This is a genomic window from Herminiimonas sp. CN (assembly GCF_000622895.1).
Classification (GTDB): Bacteria; Pseudomonadota; Gammaproteobacteria; order Burkholderiales; family Burkholderiaceae_D; genus AVCC01.
The window spans coordinates 1-14014 of record NZ_AVCC01000080.1; the positions used below are offsets into that span (position 1 = coordinate 1).

General features: G+C 62.0%; 13 protein-coding genes and 1 tRNA gene. 10 read left to right on the forward strand and 4 right to left on the reverse strand.

From position 1 onward, the window contains the following. A partial coding sequence (locus HMCN_RS19895; protein ID WP_035627295.1) for a hypothetical protein occupies positions 1 to 198 on the forward strand: 198 nt, incomplete at its 5' end. A 490-nt stretch (positions 199 to 688) separates the two neighbouring features. Here the strand turns inward: HMCN_RS19895 and HMCN_RS0114390 are convergent. Continuing rightward, positions 689 to 765: transfer RNA gene (locus tag HMCN_RS0114390), tRNA-Met, on the reverse strand. Positions 766 to 1241: 476 nt separating this feature from the next. Between HMCN_RS0114390 and HMCN_RS0114400 the strand changes: the two genes are divergently transcribed. After that, the gene (locus HMCN_RS0114400) at positions 1242 to 1808 is read left to right on the forward strand and encodes an NUDIX hydrolase (RefSeq protein WP_025918040.1); all 567 of its coding nucleotides are present in this window, start codon (positions 1242 to 1244) and stop codon (positions 1806 to 1808) included. A gap of 358 nt (positions 1809 to 2166) precedes the next feature. On the opposite strand, the gene ppk2 is transcribed toward HMCN_RS0114400, so the two are convergent. Next, positions 2167 to 3357 carry a polyphosphate kinase 2 gene (gene ppk2, locus HMCN_RS0114405; RefSeq protein WP_025918041.1) on the reverse strand — a complete coding sequence of 397 codons (1191 nt, stop codon included), beginning with the start codon at positions 3355 to 3357 and terminating at the stop codon, positions 2167 to 2169. Between the two features lie 419 nt (positions 3358 to 3776). Here ppk2 and HMCN_RS0114410 point away from each other — a divergent pair, with 419 nt between their 5' ends. The 6 genes from HMCN_RS0114410 to HMCN_RS0114435 all read left to right on the forward strand — a co-directional run bounded on the left by HMCN_RS0114410 (position 3777) and on the right by HMCN_RS0114435 (position 10603). Next, on the forward strand, positions 3777 to 4424 hold the full coding sequence (locus HMCN_RS0114410; RefSeq protein ID WP_025918042.1) for an ABC transporter ATP-binding protein: 648 nt from the start codon (positions 3777 to 3779) through the stop codon (positions 4422 to 4424). A 1-nt stretch (position 4425) separates the two neighbouring features. Continuing rightward, complete coding sequence (locus HMCN_RS0114415; protein WP_025918043.1) at positions 4426 to 6981, forward strand: FtsX-like permease family protein; 2556 nt, start codon at positions 4426 to 4428, stop codon at positions 6979 to 6981. Beyond that, on the forward strand, positions 6981 to 8066 hold the full coding sequence (locus HMCN_RS0114420) for a lipocalin-like domain-containing protein (protein WP_025918044.1): 1086 nt from the start codon (positions 6981 to 6983) through the stop codon (positions 8064 to 8066). Before HMCN_RS0114415 ends, HMCN_RS0114420 begins: the two co-directional genes overlap by 1 nt. Continuing rightward, positions 8063 to 9907: an ABC transporter transmembrane domain-containing protein gene (locus tag HMCN_RS0114425; protein WP_035627298.1), complete on the forward strand. Its 1845-nt coding sequence runs from the start codon at positions 8063 to 8065 to the stop codon at positions 9905 to 9907. Before HMCN_RS0114420 ends, HMCN_RS0114425 begins: the two co-directional genes overlap by 4 nt. Before the next feature lie 97 nt (positions 9908 to 10004). Continuing rightward, complete coding sequence (locus HMCN_RS0114430; RefSeq protein ID WP_025918046.1) at positions 10005 to 10265, forward strand: hypothetical protein; 261 nt, start codon at positions 10005 to 10007, stop codon at positions 10263 to 10265. A 125-nt stretch (positions 10266 to 10390) separates the two neighbouring features. Further along, complete coding sequence (locus HMCN_RS0114435) at positions 10391 to 10603, forward strand: DUF3460 family protein (protein WP_025918047.1); 213 nt, start codon at positions 10391 to 10393, stop codon at positions 10601 to 10603. Here HMCN_RS0114435 and HMCN_RS0114440 read toward each other — a convergent pair. Both HMCN_RS0114440 and HMCN_RS0114445 read right to left on the reverse strand, forming a co-directional pair. Then, complete coding sequence (locus HMCN_RS0114440; RefSeq protein ID WP_025918048.1) at positions 10594 to 11223, reverse strand: hypothetical protein; 630 nt, start codon at positions 11221 to 11223, stop codon at positions 10594 to 10596. The two genes, HMCN_RS0114435 and HMCN_RS0114440, sit on opposite strands and share 10 nt — an antisense overlap. A gap of 59 nt (positions 11224 to 11282) precedes the next feature. Then, positions 11283 to 11888, reverse strand: a complete 606-nt coding sequence (locus tag HMCN_RS0114445) for an isochorismatase family protein (protein WP_025918049.1) — start codon at positions 11886 to 11888, stop codon at positions 11283 to 11285. Positions 11889 to 12028: 140 nt separating this feature from the next. Here HMCN_RS0114445 and HMCN_RS0114450 point away from each other — a divergent pair, with 140 nt between their 5' ends. Further along, positions 12029 to 13417 (forward strand): nicotinate phosphoribosyltransferase, encoded by a 1389-nt coding sequence (locus HMCN_RS0114450; protein WP_025918050.1) that lies wholly within the window; start codon positions 12029 to 12031, stop codon positions 13415 to 13417. Next, on the forward strand, positions 13410 to 14003 hold the full coding sequence (locus HMCN_RS17885) for an RNA-splicing ligase RtcB (RefSeq protein WP_025918051.1): 594 nt from the start codon (positions 13410 to 13412) through the stop codon (positions 14001 to 14003). Before HMCN_RS0114450 ends, HMCN_RS17885 begins: the two co-directional genes overlap by 8 nt. The last annotated feature ends 11 nt before the right edge of the window (positions 14004 to 14014 follow it).

Below are 14014 nucleotides of genomic sequence, written 5' to 3' on the forward strand. Positions count from 1 at the left end.
ATCGGCATAGGGGCGGCCAATAACTGGCCGGTCCCCTGCCACACCACCCGGCATGCGGGTCCGCACCGGGCGGTTGGAACGGTTGAGGTCATAGCACCGAACCCCGCGTACCTTGCCTGCTCTCATCTGTATTCAACCCGGTCGATTGAGTTCTTCGCTGTCATGCTGGCCGCCGGCTTCACCTTAGCCTGCCATTGACGAGCCCCGTTACCGGGCATCTGAAGCATTCCCTCTCGAATGGTCGAGCAGATTCCAGCTCCCATTCCTTCGGCCCTTCAGCACCAGTCTTTAACCTCACCGGCCATACCAGTACCTACTACGGCCTCTGCTGACTTCTCGCTCCGGTTTGCACCGTTACCCTTTCAGGCACAAGGCGAGATCTCCTCAGGTAAGAACGCACTCCTTCCCTGCACAACCGCCGGATCTACACCGCTTCGCATTGACCACAAGAGCTTCGCGGTTTCGTGCCCGCTCGCCCTGCTAAGCAGCGCCTTCTATCCGATTCTTGTTCATCGGCTCGCAGATTCGCTCCACGCTTCCTCTCCACGGTCGGTCGCCCTTCCGCAGTTGCGCTTCGCTTCGCTCACTGTGGTCAGCTCGCGGCGGGACTTGCACCCACAAGAGTGCGCTCATGCTGAGCGCACACGCAAAAATCCAACCATTGTAATGATTGGATTTTTAAATATTCTGGTTGCGGGGGCAGGATTTGAACCTACGACCTTCGGGTTATGAGCCCGACGAGCTGCCAGACTGCTCCACCCCGCGTCTGATCTTATAAGTATACTGGTAATTCAGCAGAGAAGCAACTGAATTACCATGGCAAACGCATCAAATGGCTAACGGGCGCAAGCCAAGAACGTCCGCAAAATATTGGCCATGCAGTGCAGCGTAGAGTCATTTCTTCGAAATGCTGCGCATCATTGAGGTGTTTTTCCGCACGAGATTCATGGTGATTTTTCTAATGATGTTGGCATTTTCAGCTGCGTAACTATAGTACGAATTCGACCGGCATCGTCCATAGTGGGAACATGCTGTTTACAAGCTCACAAGGAATCACAAGGAATTTGAAGCATAATCCCCCTGATGCGATGCCCTGCTGAATTACAACATAAGCGCACAATGCTACACTTAAAAACGGAATTGAAATTGTTGCATAAATAGTTTTGAATGGTTAAATATACCAGAATTCCATGCCTCACATACTTAGGGCAAACCCTAAAAAATACACTACAACTTCCCCCATGAAATTTTGCTCCGTTTGCGCTCATCCCGTCGCGCTTAGCATTCCCCCTGACGATAATCGCCCACGTTTTGTATGTCCGCAATGCGGCACGATTCACTATCAAAACCCCAAAATGGTAGTTGGCTCGATTCCCGTCTGGGAGCGAGAAGGTGAAACACGGGTTCTGCTATGCAAACGCGCTATTGAGCCGCGCCATGGATTTTGGACTTTGCCTGCAGGCTTCATGGAAAATGATGAAACGACTGCTGATGCGGCTTTGCGCGAGACGCACGAAGAGGCTGGTGCGAACATTATTCTGCACGGATTATTCTCGTTGCTCAACGTTCCTCACGTGCATCAGGTCCACATGTTCTATCGCGCAACGCTGCTTGATCTGAATTATCTGGCTGGGCCTGAAAGCCTGGAAGTGAGTACTTTTTCCGAATCCCAAATACCGTGGGATGAAATAGCATTTCCCACTGTCGCGCGCACATTAAGGTTCTTTTTTGAAGACAACAAGAAAGTTGGGCGGGGAGAAAAATATGGTTTTCATGCTTACGACATCGACAAATCGACGAAGGAATAGAAATTTTCAGAAAGCAACGCACTTGAGTAATGATTTTTTTGTGCCTCAGAACAAGAAGCGAAAGCGATATTTATCGTCTGACTCAATACCAAAATCAGCTTATATCCCTTTTGGTGTACTCAGAAGCTGCCTCGCAATAATTTCACTTGAGCTTGGCAAGTACCCACCGAAACATCGCGATTCTGATGATGTTTCGGCGGTCCGGTAATCCCCCCCATTCTTCATGCTGGGAATCTAAAAACTTGATTTTCTACGCGAAAATTATTGCGAGGCAGCTTCTTAAATTAGACGCATTTCTGTTTTGACGTATGGGGCCACTTTAGTCGCGTCTTCGTCGTGCCGGACAACTGAACCCGTATTATAGAAATGCACCGGACTTTTCGCCATGCTCGTACACCACGTGCGCACGCCCGACTATCATCAGATCGAGTTTGCCAATGTGCGCGAGGTCCCTGTTGGTATAGGGTAATCTGTGCAGCACGTAGCGCATGGCGTTCAGGCGTGCGCGCTTCTTGCAGTCGCTCTTGATCACGCTCCATGGCGCGTCAGCGGTATCGGTTTCAAAGAACATCGCTTCCTTGCTGCGCGTGTAGTCGTCCCATTTGTCGAGCGATGCCAGATCGATCGGACTCAGCTTCCACTGCTTGAGCGGATGGCCCTCGCGCTCCTTGAAGCGGCGACGCTGCTCTTTGCGGCTGACGCTGAACCAGAACTTGATCACATGCACGCCGCTGCGAACCAGTTGCCGTTCAAACTCGGGGGCTTGGCGCATGAACTCGGTGTATTCGGCATCGCTGCAAAAGCCCATGACGCGCTCGACACCGGCGCGGTTGTACCAGGAGCGGTCAAACAACACGATCTCGCCGCGGGTAGGCAGATGCTGCACATAGCGCTGAAAATACCACTGTCCGCGCTCGCTCTCAGACGGCTTTTCCAGCGCCACCACGCGGGCGCCGCGCGGGTTCAGGTGTTCCATGAAGCGCTTGATGGCACCGCCCTTGCCGGCCGCGTCGCGCCCCTCGAACAGAATCACCACGCGCTGGCCGGTTTCTTTGACCCAGGCTTGCAGCTTGAGCAGCTCCACCTGGAGCCGGAATTTTTCTTTTTCATAGGTGCTGCGCCGCATCAGGTTGCGGTACGGATAGCCGCCATCGCGCCAGTCAAGCGCCATCTCATCATCGGGATTCTTGCCGCCCTCGTCCGGGCCGGCCAGCGTGCCGGTCAGCGCTGCACGCAGCACGTGCAAGTCATCCGACGAAGCGCCATCCAGCAAGGCTCGCAAGGCTTGAGCACGGGCCTGCGGCTCAGCGCGGGCACTTTGCCCGAGCAGCGAGAATGCAGCGGACACTTGCTGCTCTTGTGCCGCGTGCGCGCTCTCGGAGGAGACGAATTTTTCAATCGCATCACCGCGCGTACTCGGAACTATGTCACCACTCTTGGCGGTGCGCACATCGGCACCGATAACGGGCGAAGCTGTTGCGCCGGAGGGCGCCGTTTTGCGACGGGCTGGACGCGCTGAGACGGGTGTCTTGACGGTAGTTTCGGGCATGGATCAGCTTTCTTGTGGGTCAATTCGCCCACCAACGGGCAAATGAATTTTCATTCTAGGCCGCGCCTCCCGATAAAAAGTTGACGAAAATCAAATGCCATTTTTGTAAAAATCGAACAAAGAATGCGGTTTCTTATTGCATCTAGAGCCGCTTCCCCGATTCTTGCTCAGTGCACATGACGCAATTGTCCGCGAGCCTCACCTCGCGCCCGCCCAATTGCGGTTTGCAGCATAATCATGGTACATCCCGCGCCACGGCAAGAAAGCATGCTGAACATAAAATATACCTATCTGTGTATTTTTTTAAGCCGCATGAAAAAATGTGGGAAATCAGTAATTTTTAGATATACCCCTTATATTTCATCAATTTGACAGAAATTCGCCACGACTTCCGCCCCATTCCCACCCCAGGAGCGTCCATGCTGGAACTGCGCCACCTCACCAAATCCTACCGCAATGGTCAGCGCGTGCTGGATGATTTGTCCTACACGCTGGCCGCCGGTGAATTCATTGCGGTGATGGGCGAATCAGGGGTCGGCAAATCGACGCTGCTGAACCTGATTGCCGGGCTGGATGCGCCGGATGCGGGCGAGGTGGTGATCGATAGCGTACCCATGTCGCAACTGGATGACGACGCCGCCACCTTGCTGCGGCGCAGGAAGATGGGTTTCGTATTCCAGGCCTTCCATGTGCTGCCGCATCTGACTTTGCGGCAGAACATCGCGCTGCCGCTGCTACTCAACGGCGAAAGCCGCCATCGGGCGCAGGAAATGCTCGATGCTGTCGGCCTGCAAGGACGCGGCAAGGATTTTCCGCGCCAGTTGTCGGGCGGCGAATTGCAGCGGGTGGCGATTGCCCGCGCGCTGGTGCACCGGCCCAATCTGGTGCTGGCCGACGAACCGACCGGCAACCTCGACCCCGACACCGCGCACAGCGTGCTGCTGTTGCTGCGCGAGGAAATCAAAGCCAGCAGCGCCTCGGCCATCATGGTCACGCATTCGCACGCGGCGGCCGAGATGGCCGACCGGGTGCTGGTGCTGAGCAAAGACGGCTTGCGGCCGGCCTGACATGGGCACCAAGACCGGCATCCGCCTCGGCATCCTCACGCGCTGGCTGCTGCTGGGCGAATGGCGCGCCCATCCGGTGCGCGCGGCAGTCGCGATTGCCACCATCGCACTGGGCGTGGCGCTCGGTTTTGCGATCCATCTGATCAATGCGGCGGCCTTCAACGAGTTCTCGGCCGCCATCAAGAGCCTGTCCGGCCAGGCCGACCTGCAGGTCGGCGGCGCTCAGGGCAACTTCAACGAAGCCCTGTATCCGCAACTGGCGCAACGCGCCGGGGTGGCGCTGGCCAGCCCGGTGCTGGAACTGGATGCCGCCGTCGTCAATCCGGCCATCGCGGCCAGCGCCGGCCCGCGCAGCGCGCTGAAGATTCTCGGCATCGACGTGCTGCGCGCCGCCGAGATCACGCCAGACCTGATTGGCATCCCGGCCGCCGATCGCCCTTTCGACACCTTGGCCGACGACGCGATCTTCCTCTCGCCGGCCGCGATGGAATGGCTGAAAACCAAGCCCGGGGCGCCTTTGCAACTGCTTTCAGGCAGCCGCAGCATCAGCTTGCGGGTGGCCGGCACGCTGCTGCGCGCGCGCGCCGGGCAACGCATTGCGGTGATGGATATCGGCGCGGCGCAATGGCATTTCGAGCGCATCGGCCAGCTGTCGCGCATCGAACTCAAGCTCGCTGCAGGCGTCAATCGCGCGGACTTCAAGGCGACGCTGCAGCGCGAGATGCAGGGCCGCTTGCTGGTGACGGAAGCCGCCGACCAGGAAGCGCGCACCGCCAACATGTCGCGCGCCTACCGCGTCAATCTGAATATGCTGGCGCTGGTGGCCTTGTTTACCGGCGCGTTCCTGGTGTTCTCCAGCCAGGCGCTATCGGTGCTGCGCCGCCGCAGCCAGTTTGCGCTGCTGCGCGTGGCCGGCATGACGCGCCGCCACCTGCTGTGGCAAGTCTTGCTGGAAGGCGCAACGCTGGGGGCGATCGGCGCCGCCGGCGGGATCGCAGCCGGCTACGGGGTGGCGGCAGCGGCGCTGCATTTCTTCGGCGGCGACCTGGGCGGCGGTTATTTCCCCGGCGTGCGGCCGAGCGTGCATTTCAGCCCGCTGGCGGCACTGGTGTTCTTTGTGCTCGGCGCGACTGTGGCGATCCTGGGCGCTGCCGCGCCGGCGTGGGAAGCCGCGCGCGCGCAACCTGCGCTGGCGCTGAAAGCCGGCAGCGAGGATGCGGCGCTGTCCAGGCTGGCGTCGCCCTGGCCGGCGCTGGTTTGCCTGGCGCTCGGCGCTATATTCAGCCAGTTGCCGCCGGTGGCGGATTTGCCGCTGTTCGGCTTTCTGGCAGTGGCATTACTATTGATCGGCGGCATCGCGCTGATGCCGCGACTGGCGGCCGGCGTGTTTAGCGTGATGAACCGCTGGCAGACGCCGAACGTAGTTTTGAGCCTGACGCTGGCGCGGCTGGCGAATGCGCCGAACCAGGCCTCGATCGCGCTGGGCGGCGTGCTGTCGAGCTTTGCGCTGATGGTGGCGATGGCGATCATGGTAACCAGCTTCCGGGTCTCGGTCGATGACTGGCTGACGCGAGTGCTGCCGGCCGAACTGTACCTGCGCTCGACCGGCACCAGCGACAGCGGCGGTCTGCGGCCGGATGAGCAGCAGGCAATCCGCACTGCCGGCGGGATTGCGCGCGCCGACTTCCTGCGCGTAAGCACACTGTCGCTGGCGGCCGACCGGCCCGATGTGGCGCTGCTGGCGCGCCCTATCGATGTCAGCGATCCGGGCCAGATCGTGCCAGTGATCGGCGAGGTGATTGTTCCAGCATCAGCAATGCCGATCTGGGTCTCGGAAGCGATGATAGATTTGTATGGCTACAGGATCGGCAAACAAGTCGAACTGCCGATCGGCGGCAAGCTGCAGCCGTTCATCGTCGCCGGCGTCTGGCGCGACTATGCGCGGCAATCGGGCGCGATACAGATCCGCCTCTCCGATTATCAAAAGCTGACCGGCGACCTGCGCGCCAACGATGCCGGGCTGCGGCTGCAAGCGGGCACGACGCCCGCGCAGGCGATAGCGGCGCTCAGGAAATTGCCGTTCGGCAGCACGCTCGAGTTTTCCGAGCCGGGCCAGATCCGCGCTGTCAGCCTGAAGATTTTCGACCGCAGCTTTGCCGTCACCTACCTGCTGGAAGCGGTCGCGATCGTGATCGGGCTGTTCGGCGTGGCGGCGACCTTTTCCGCCCAAACCCTGGCGCGCGCGCGGGAGTTCGGCATGCTGCGCCACATCGGCGCCACGCGCCGTCAGATTCTGGCGATTCTAGCGGCCGAGGGCGGCTTGCTGACCGCGATCGGCATCGCAGTCGGTTTCGTGCTGGGCTGGCTGATCAGCCTGATTCTGGTATTCGTGGTCAACCCGCAATCGTTCCATTGGAGCATGCAGTTGCACCTGCCGTGGGGCTTGCTGGCGACGGTAGCCGCGCTGCTGCTGGTGTCGTCTGCGTTGACCGCGCTGGTGGCGGGCCGGCAAGCGCTGTCGGGCAGCGCGATCCGGGCGGTGAAGGAGGATTGGTGATGCGTTTCAGATTGTTGCGGTGCGCATCGCGCACGCTGCCGCTGCTGTTGCTGCTGTCCTATGCCTTTGCCGCGCCGCCGCAGTTCGCGGCTGTGGTTCCCGGCAAGGCGCTGGCGTTTCCGCGCGACTTCGGCGCCCATCCGGGCTTTCGCACCGAATGGTGGTACGCGACCGGCTGGCTGCAGACGCCCGACCGCCAGCCGCTCGGCTTTCAGATCACCTTCTTCCGCTCGGCCACCGGGCATGACGCGGCGAACCCGAGCAACTTTGCGCCGAAGCAACTGATCATCGCGCACGCGGCGCTGTCCGACCCGGCGCAGAAAAAATTGCTGCATGGCGAAAAAAGCGCGCGCCAGGGCTTCGGCCTGGCGTATGCGGCAGAAGGCGATACCGACGTGAAAATCGACGACTGGCAGTTCAAACGCAGCGCCGATGGCCGCTATCAGGCCAGCGTCCGCACCGGCGACTTCGATCTGCAACTGACGCTACAGCCGACCCAGCCGATCATGCTGCAGGGCGATCTGGGCTACTCGCGCAAGGGGCCGCAGCCGCAGCAGGCCAGTTATTACTACAGCGAACCGCAACTGACCGTCGCCGGCAGCCTGACCCGCCAGGGCCGGCCGGTGCCGGTTTCCGGCAGCGCCTGGCTCGATCACGAATGGTCGAGCAGCGTGCTGGATGCCGACGCCGCCGGCTGGGACTGGCTGGGCGCCAATCTGGACGACGGCAGCGCACTGATGGCGTTTCGCATCCGCAGCAAGACCGGCGCGGCGCTGTGGAGCCATGCTGCGCTGCGCAAGCGGGACGGAAAGATGACACAATTCACGCCGGACGCCGTACTATTTACGCCGCAACGGCGCTGGCGCTCGCCGCGCACCGGGGCGACTTACCCGGTGGCGATGCAGATCCAGACCGGCGCCACCTTCTGGCAATTGACGCCGTTGCAGGACGACCAGGAACTCGATGCGCGCCGCTCGACCGGCGCCGTATATTGGGAAGGCGCCGTGACCATCAGCCGCGACCGGCTACCTGCCGGGCGCGGCTATCTTGAAATGACCGGATACCATCAAGCACTGAAACTATGACCACAACTACCAGCACCACCGATACAACTGCCAGCAGCACCGCACTGGTCCTCAAGCCGCAAAAAAGCAGCCTGGCCACGCTCAAGGGCCTGCTGCCCTTTCTCGCGCCCTACAAGCGGCAATTCCTGCTGGCCGGGCTGGCCCTGCTGGTCGCCGCCGGCGCCACGCTGGCGATTCCGTATGCGTTCCGGCAGATGATCGATCTCGGATTTGCCAATGCGGGCAGTGCGGGCGCTGCGACCAGCAAGAGCATTCAGCATGTCGACTTCTACTTCCTGGCGCTGTTCGGCGTGGCCTCGGTGCTGGCGATTGCCACCGCCGCGCGCTTTTACATGGTTTCCTTGCTGGGCGAGCGCGTCACCGCCGACATCCGCAGCGCGGTGTACCGGCACGTGATCGTGCAAAGCCCGCAGTTTTTCGAGACCAGCCAGACCGGCGAAGTGCTGTCGCGCCTGACCACCGACACCACCCTGATCCAGGCCGTGGTCGGCACCAGCATCTCAATGGCGCTGCGCAATGCGCTGCTGTTCATCGGCGGCCTCGGCATGCTGTTCGTCACCAGCGTCAAGCTGACCGCCATCATCATCGTGCTGCTGGCGGTGGTGGTGCTGCCGATCGTGTTCTTCGGCCGCCGCGTGCGCAAGCTGTCGCGCGCCTCGCAGGACCGGATTGCCGATGCCTCGGCGATGGCGGGTGAAATCCTCAACGCGATGCCGACCGTGCAGGCGTTCACGCACGAAGCGATTGAGGCACGGCGCTTCGCTGCCTCGGTCGAACAGGCGTTCGAGACTGCGATGCAACGCATCCGTACCCGCTCGGTGATGACGGTAGTGGCAATCCTGCTGGTGTTCGGCGCCATCGTGTTTGTGCTCTGGCTCGGTGCCCATGCGGTGATCCAGGGCACCATGACCAGGGGAGAACTGGGACAATTCATCCTGTATGCGGCGCTGGTGGCCGGCTCGATCGGTGCGCTGTCGGAAGTGCTGGGCGAGGCGCAGCGCGCGGCCGGCGCCACCGAGCGCCTGCTGGAACTGCTGTCGGCGCACTCGCAGGTGCAGTCGCCGGCCCGGCCGCAGCCGTTGCCGCCGCGCGCGGCAGTCGGCTCGGCGCTGGCGCTGCGGCATGTTTCGTTTCACTATCCGTCGCGCCCGCTGACGGATTCGCTGTCGCAGCTGACGCTGGACATCGAGCCCGGTGAAACCGTCGCCGTGGTCGGCGCGTCCGGCGCCGGCAAGACCACGCTGTTCCAGCTGCTGCTGCGCTTCTACGACCCGCAGCAGGGCGCGATCACGCTCGACGGCGTCGACATTCGGCAGCTCGATTTGCACGCGCTGCGCGACGCCATCGGCATCGTGCCGCAGGACACCGTGATCTTCTCCGCCAATGCGCTGGAAAACATCCGCTACGGCCGCTCCGACGCCAGCGACGCCGACGTGATCGCCGCCGCCAAAATGGCCGCCGCGCACGAATTCATCGAAAAACTGCCGGAAGGCTATCGCTCCTTCCTGGGCGAACGCGGCGTGCGCCTGTCCGGCGGCCAGCGCCAGCGCATCGCCATTGCCCGCGCGCTGCTGAAGAACCCGCCGCTGCTGCTGCTGGACGAAGCCACCAGCGCGCTCGATGCCGAATCCGAACGGCTGGTGCAAAAGGCGCTGGAAGCGGCGATGGTCGGCCGCACCACCGTCATCATCGCGCACCGGCTGGCGACCGTGCAGCGCGCCGACCGCATCGTCGTGATGGAAAACGGTCAGATCGTCGAAACCGGCACCCACGCGTCATTGGTGGCGCTGGGCGGGATTTATGCGAATTTGGCGAAGCTGCAGTTCCATTCAGCGCATTGAATATACAGGTCACTGTATTTTTAATGCCACTATAAAATAGAGCGGTAACAGGCATGTTTTTCAACATACCCGCCATAATTATCAAGGAAAACCGAGCATGCGATCAACCCGGGCCAGCGCTGCCATCGAGCGTCTGAAAGCGCGCGACGGCAACAAGCCGTATTCGATGGTACACACCGGCGACAACCTGTTCTATCTGGTGCTGGGTAGCGGTGCCGGCACGCAGGAAAAGCTGGGGCAGGCGCTGCCGCTGGACGACTTCGTGCAGTTCGTCAACAGCTTCGGCCCGCAGGTGGCCAGGCGGGTCAGCAAGCTCGATGCGGCATTCGAGCAGCAACTGGCCCGGAAAAAACCCTGATGCCGACCGGCATGCAACTCAGGCCGCTGCCGGCACTCTAATTGTTACCGGTGCGGCTTTACGCGGTTTCCCGCAGTTTCCCTTTCGGCGCACCGGGCCGAAGCGGAAAAGGTACAGGTGCGAACATGTTTTCCAGACAGCAAGGGCAGCGCAGCACGCGCTCCGGATATGTGTCGGAATTCGAGCAGTTCATGGACAAGTTCCTGGAACAGCACCCGGAAGTGGTACGGAGCCAGCACAAGGGCTGGTACATCTTCTGGGACCACAAGGTCGATTTCGATGATCTGAAAAAAGCCGGCGAGGACAGCGCGCCGGTCAAGGGCTACGACTATTTCTGAGAGGAGTTCGTGCGCACCGGCGTGGTCCGGCCTGGTTGCTCCTCGGCCAGCGCGACACGGAACGCCTCCAGCCTGGCTTCGAAATCGGCGGCGTCGCCGTAGTCGAGAAAATGCGCATAGCGCGCATGGCTGCCCAGCACCTTGCGCGCGTGCTTGATCGGGCAGAAATATTGCTCGGTGCGGGCTACGACCTCGCCCGCATACGCGATCAGCCCGGCGCCATACGCGCAATAGGTGCAGTGGAACTTGTCGAATACGTTCAGATACGCCAGGTGCTGCCGGTCCAGCACGATGTAGTCGCTGCGCCGTACCCGGGCGATCTGGTAGATCGGAAAACAGGTCCACTGGTACAGGCTCACGCACAGGTCCAGCATCAGCAGCGGCACGATCATGCTGTAGATGACCGGCATGGTGATCAGGTTGCGCGGACGCCGCAGCACCAGCCAGTGGAAGAACCCGGTCTTGAGCCGACGATGCGCGTCCCTGATCGACTGCTCGAACTCGATGCGCTTACCCTTGATCTGAAAAAAAACGCTACTCTCCTGCTCGTGCAGCGCAGTGCGCAGCTCGTCCTCCAGCACCGCCATCCGCTCCAGCAGGCTGCGTATCCGATCGTCCATCACAAGCTCCTCGCCGGGCGACCCGGAAAACCCTGCTCTGGCAACGCCGCCAGTTTCCGCTATGGCTGCGGCGACGCATCCGGCGCCAGGCCGTCAAAGCGCAGCGGCCTGGCGCCCTGCTCCAGCATCTGCGCAATCGCAGCCCGGCCATCGCCGGCATGCAGGTCGACTGCGCGGATCGCGTCCAGCAGCAGCACGACTTCGAAGCCTTGCGCCAGGGCGTCCGTCACCGTGTTCAGTACGCAGTAATCGGTTGCCAGTCCGCCGATGAACAGGCGCGCGCTGCCGCTGGCGCGCAGTTGCGCCGCCAGTACGGTTCCTTCGAAACCGGAATAGGCGTCCTGCCCGGCGCTGGTCGCTTTCGAGACGATCACGGCCGTCGGCGGCAGCGCCAGCTGCGCTGCCGGCTCGGCGCCCTTGCTGCCGGCGATGCAGTGCGGCGGCCAGATGCCGCCTTGCTGCCGGAACGAGCAATGCTGCTGCGGATGCCAGTCCCGGGTTGCCAGAATCGGCCGCGCATGGCGGACGAACAGCGCGATGTAGCGGTTCAGGGCCGGTATCACCGCATCCCCCGCCGGCACCGGCAGCGCACCGCCCGGCAGGAAGTCGTTCTGGACATCGACGATCAGCAGCGCATCCCGACCGCTCACCCGGATTGCATCCATGGCTTGCTCGCTCGCCTGCGGGGGCGCAAGCTCCTCCAAAGAATAAATCACGATCCCGCCCTATCGTTGATCCGCCGCAAACGCGCCGCAGGCAGCGCACATAAGCTTGAGCAGTATTTCCCCTACTTCACAGGCCCCGCATGCACCACTACGACGACAGCGCGCTGCTGACCGACTTTTACCAGCTCACCATGCTGCAGGCGTATTTCCTGCGCGGCATGGACGAAACGGCGAGCTTTGAATTTTTCGTGCGCCGGCTTCCGCCCGGGCGCAACTTCCTGCTCGCGGCCGGGCTGGCGCAGGTCGTCGAGTATCTGGGCGCACTGCGGTTTACGCCTGCCGATCTGGCATGGCTGCGCGCCAGCGGCCGCTTCGACAGCGCCTTTATCGCATCGTTGGAAGGCTTGCGCTTCTCCGGCGATGTCGATGCGCTGCCGGAAGGCACCGCTTTCTTTGCCGACGAGCCGCTGCTGCGCATCACCGCACCGCTGCGCGAAGCGCAGCTGGTCGAAAGCCGGGTGATCAATCTGCTGCATTATCAAACCCTGGTCGCTTCCAAGGCGGCGCGCGCAGTAATCGCCGCCCAGGGCCGGCAACTGGTCGATTTCGGCATGCGGCGCGCCCACGGTGCCGAGGCCGCAGTGCTGTCGGCGCGCGCCAGCTATCTCGCCGGCTTCGACGGCAGCGCGACCGCGCTGGCGGCGCCGCTGTTCGACATCCCGCTGTTCGGCACCATGGCGCACTCGTTCGTGCAGGCGCACGCATCCGAGACCGATGCATTCGCCGCATTCGCCCGCGCCTTTCCCGGCAACGCGACGCTGCTGATCGACACCTACGACACCGAGGCGGCGGCGCAGCAGGTGGTGCGCCTGGCGCACTGGCTGCAGGAGGAAGAGGAGATCCAGCTGAAAGCGGTGCGCATCGACAGCGGCGACCTGGCCGCGAGCGCGCACCGGGTGCGGCAGATCCTCGATGCCGGCGGCTGCAGCAAGATCGGCATTTTTGCCAGCGGCAACCTGGACGAATACGCGCTGCAATCGCTGCTGCAGGACGGCGCGCCGATAGACGGCTTCGGGGTCGGCACCCGCATGAACACCTCGAGCGACGCGCCTTACCTGGATTGCGCCTACAAGCTGGTCGCCTACGCGGGCCGGGCGTGCCGCAAGCTGTCCAGCGGCAAGGCGACCTGGCCGGGCAGCAAGCAGGTGCTGCGTCATTACGATGCGCACGGCACGATGTGCGGCGACACGCTGACGCTGCAGCACGACGAAAGCGCCGGAGAGCCGCTGCTGCAGCCGGTAATACGCGGCAGCATGCTGCTGGCACCGTCGCCGCCATTGCCGCAGATCCGCGCCCGGGCCCAGGCCCAGATCGCCAGCCTGGCGCCGGAACTGCGCGCACTCACCGCAGCCGCGCCGTATCCGGTGCAAGTGTCCGACGCCTTGCAGCAACTGGCGCACCAGGTGGATGAACGCCAGCGCTCGGTGGCCGACGCCGATCGGGCGCATTGGGAGGCGGACCTTGGCTAGCGGCAGCGATGCTGTCCGCTGGGAGCATTTTCAGCACGGCTCGGATATCGGCATACGGGGCACAGGCAGAACCAAAGCGCAAGCGTTCGAACAGGCGGCGCTTGCTGACCCGCAACGGGTGTCCAAGGCGGCCAAGCGCCGCCAGCGCGATGAGATGGGGATGCTGGGCTCCGGCAACCATTATCTGGAAGTGCAGCGCGTGAGCGACGTTATCGATATCAGGCTGGCAGCAGCTTTCGGCTTGCAAACAGGGGATATCGTTGTCAGCATTCATTGCGGTTCGCGCGGATTTGGACACCAGATCGGCACTGAGTTCTTGCGGGAAATGGTGCTGGCGGCACAGCGGCATAATATTTCCCTGCCCGATCGCGAGCTTGCCTGCGCGCCGATTCATTCGGACATCGGACAACGTTATTTGAGCGCAATGCGTGCGGCGATCAACTGCGCATTGGCCAACCGTCAAATTCTGACGCAGATGACGCACGACATCTTTACGCGTTTCTTTCCATCGGCCCGTCTTTCGCTGCTCCATGACGTTTCTCACAATACATGCAAGGTGGAAGAACACGAATCGACGACCAGCTAAAAAAGCTCTTT

Bases quoted from the DNA above. Each gene is read 5' to 3' on its own strand.
- HMCN_RS0114400 (WP_025918040.1), top strand. From the start codon at position 1,242: ATGAAATTTTGCTCCGTTTGCGCTCATCCCGTCGCGCTTAGCATTCCC.
- ppk2 (WP_025918041.1), bottom strand. From the start codon at position 3,357: ATGCCCGAAACTACCGTCAAGACACCCGTCTCAGCGCGTCCAGCCCGT.
- HMCN_RS0114410 (WP_025918042.1), top strand. From the start codon at position 3,777: ATGCTGGAACTGCGCCACCTCACCAAATCCTACCGCAATGGTCAGCGC.
- HMCN_RS0114415 (WP_025918043.1), top strand. From the start codon at position 4,426: ATGGGCACCAAGACCGGCATCCGCCTCGGCATCCTCACGCGCTGGCTG.
- HMCN_RS0114420 (WP_025918044.1), top strand. From the start codon at position 6,981: ATGCGTTTCAGATTGTTGCGGTGCGCATCGCGCACGCTGCCGCTGCTG.
- HMCN_RS0114425 (WP_035627298.1), top strand. From the start codon at position 8,063: ATGACCACAACTACCAGCACCACCGATACAACTGCCAGCAGCACCGCA.
- HMCN_RS0114430 (WP_025918046.1), top strand. From the start codon at position 10,005: ATGCGATCAACCCGGGCCAGCGCTGCCATCGAGCGTCTGAAAGCGCGC.
- HMCN_RS0114435 (WP_025918047.1), top strand. From the start codon at position 10,391: ATGTTTTCCAGACAGCAAGGGCAGCGCAGCACGCGCTCCGGATATGTG.
- HMCN_RS0114440 (WP_025918048.1), bottom strand. From the start codon at position 11,223: ATGGACGATCGGATACGCAGCCTGCTGGAGCGGATGGCGGTGCTGGAG.
- HMCN_RS0114445 (WP_025918049.1), bottom strand. From the start codon at position 11,888: ATGGATGCAATCCGGGTGAGCGGTCGGGATGCGCTGCTGATCGTCGAT.
- HMCN_RS0114450 (WP_025918050.1), top strand. From the start codon at position 12,029: ATGCACCACTACGACGACAGCGCGCTGCTGACCGACTTTTACCAGCTC.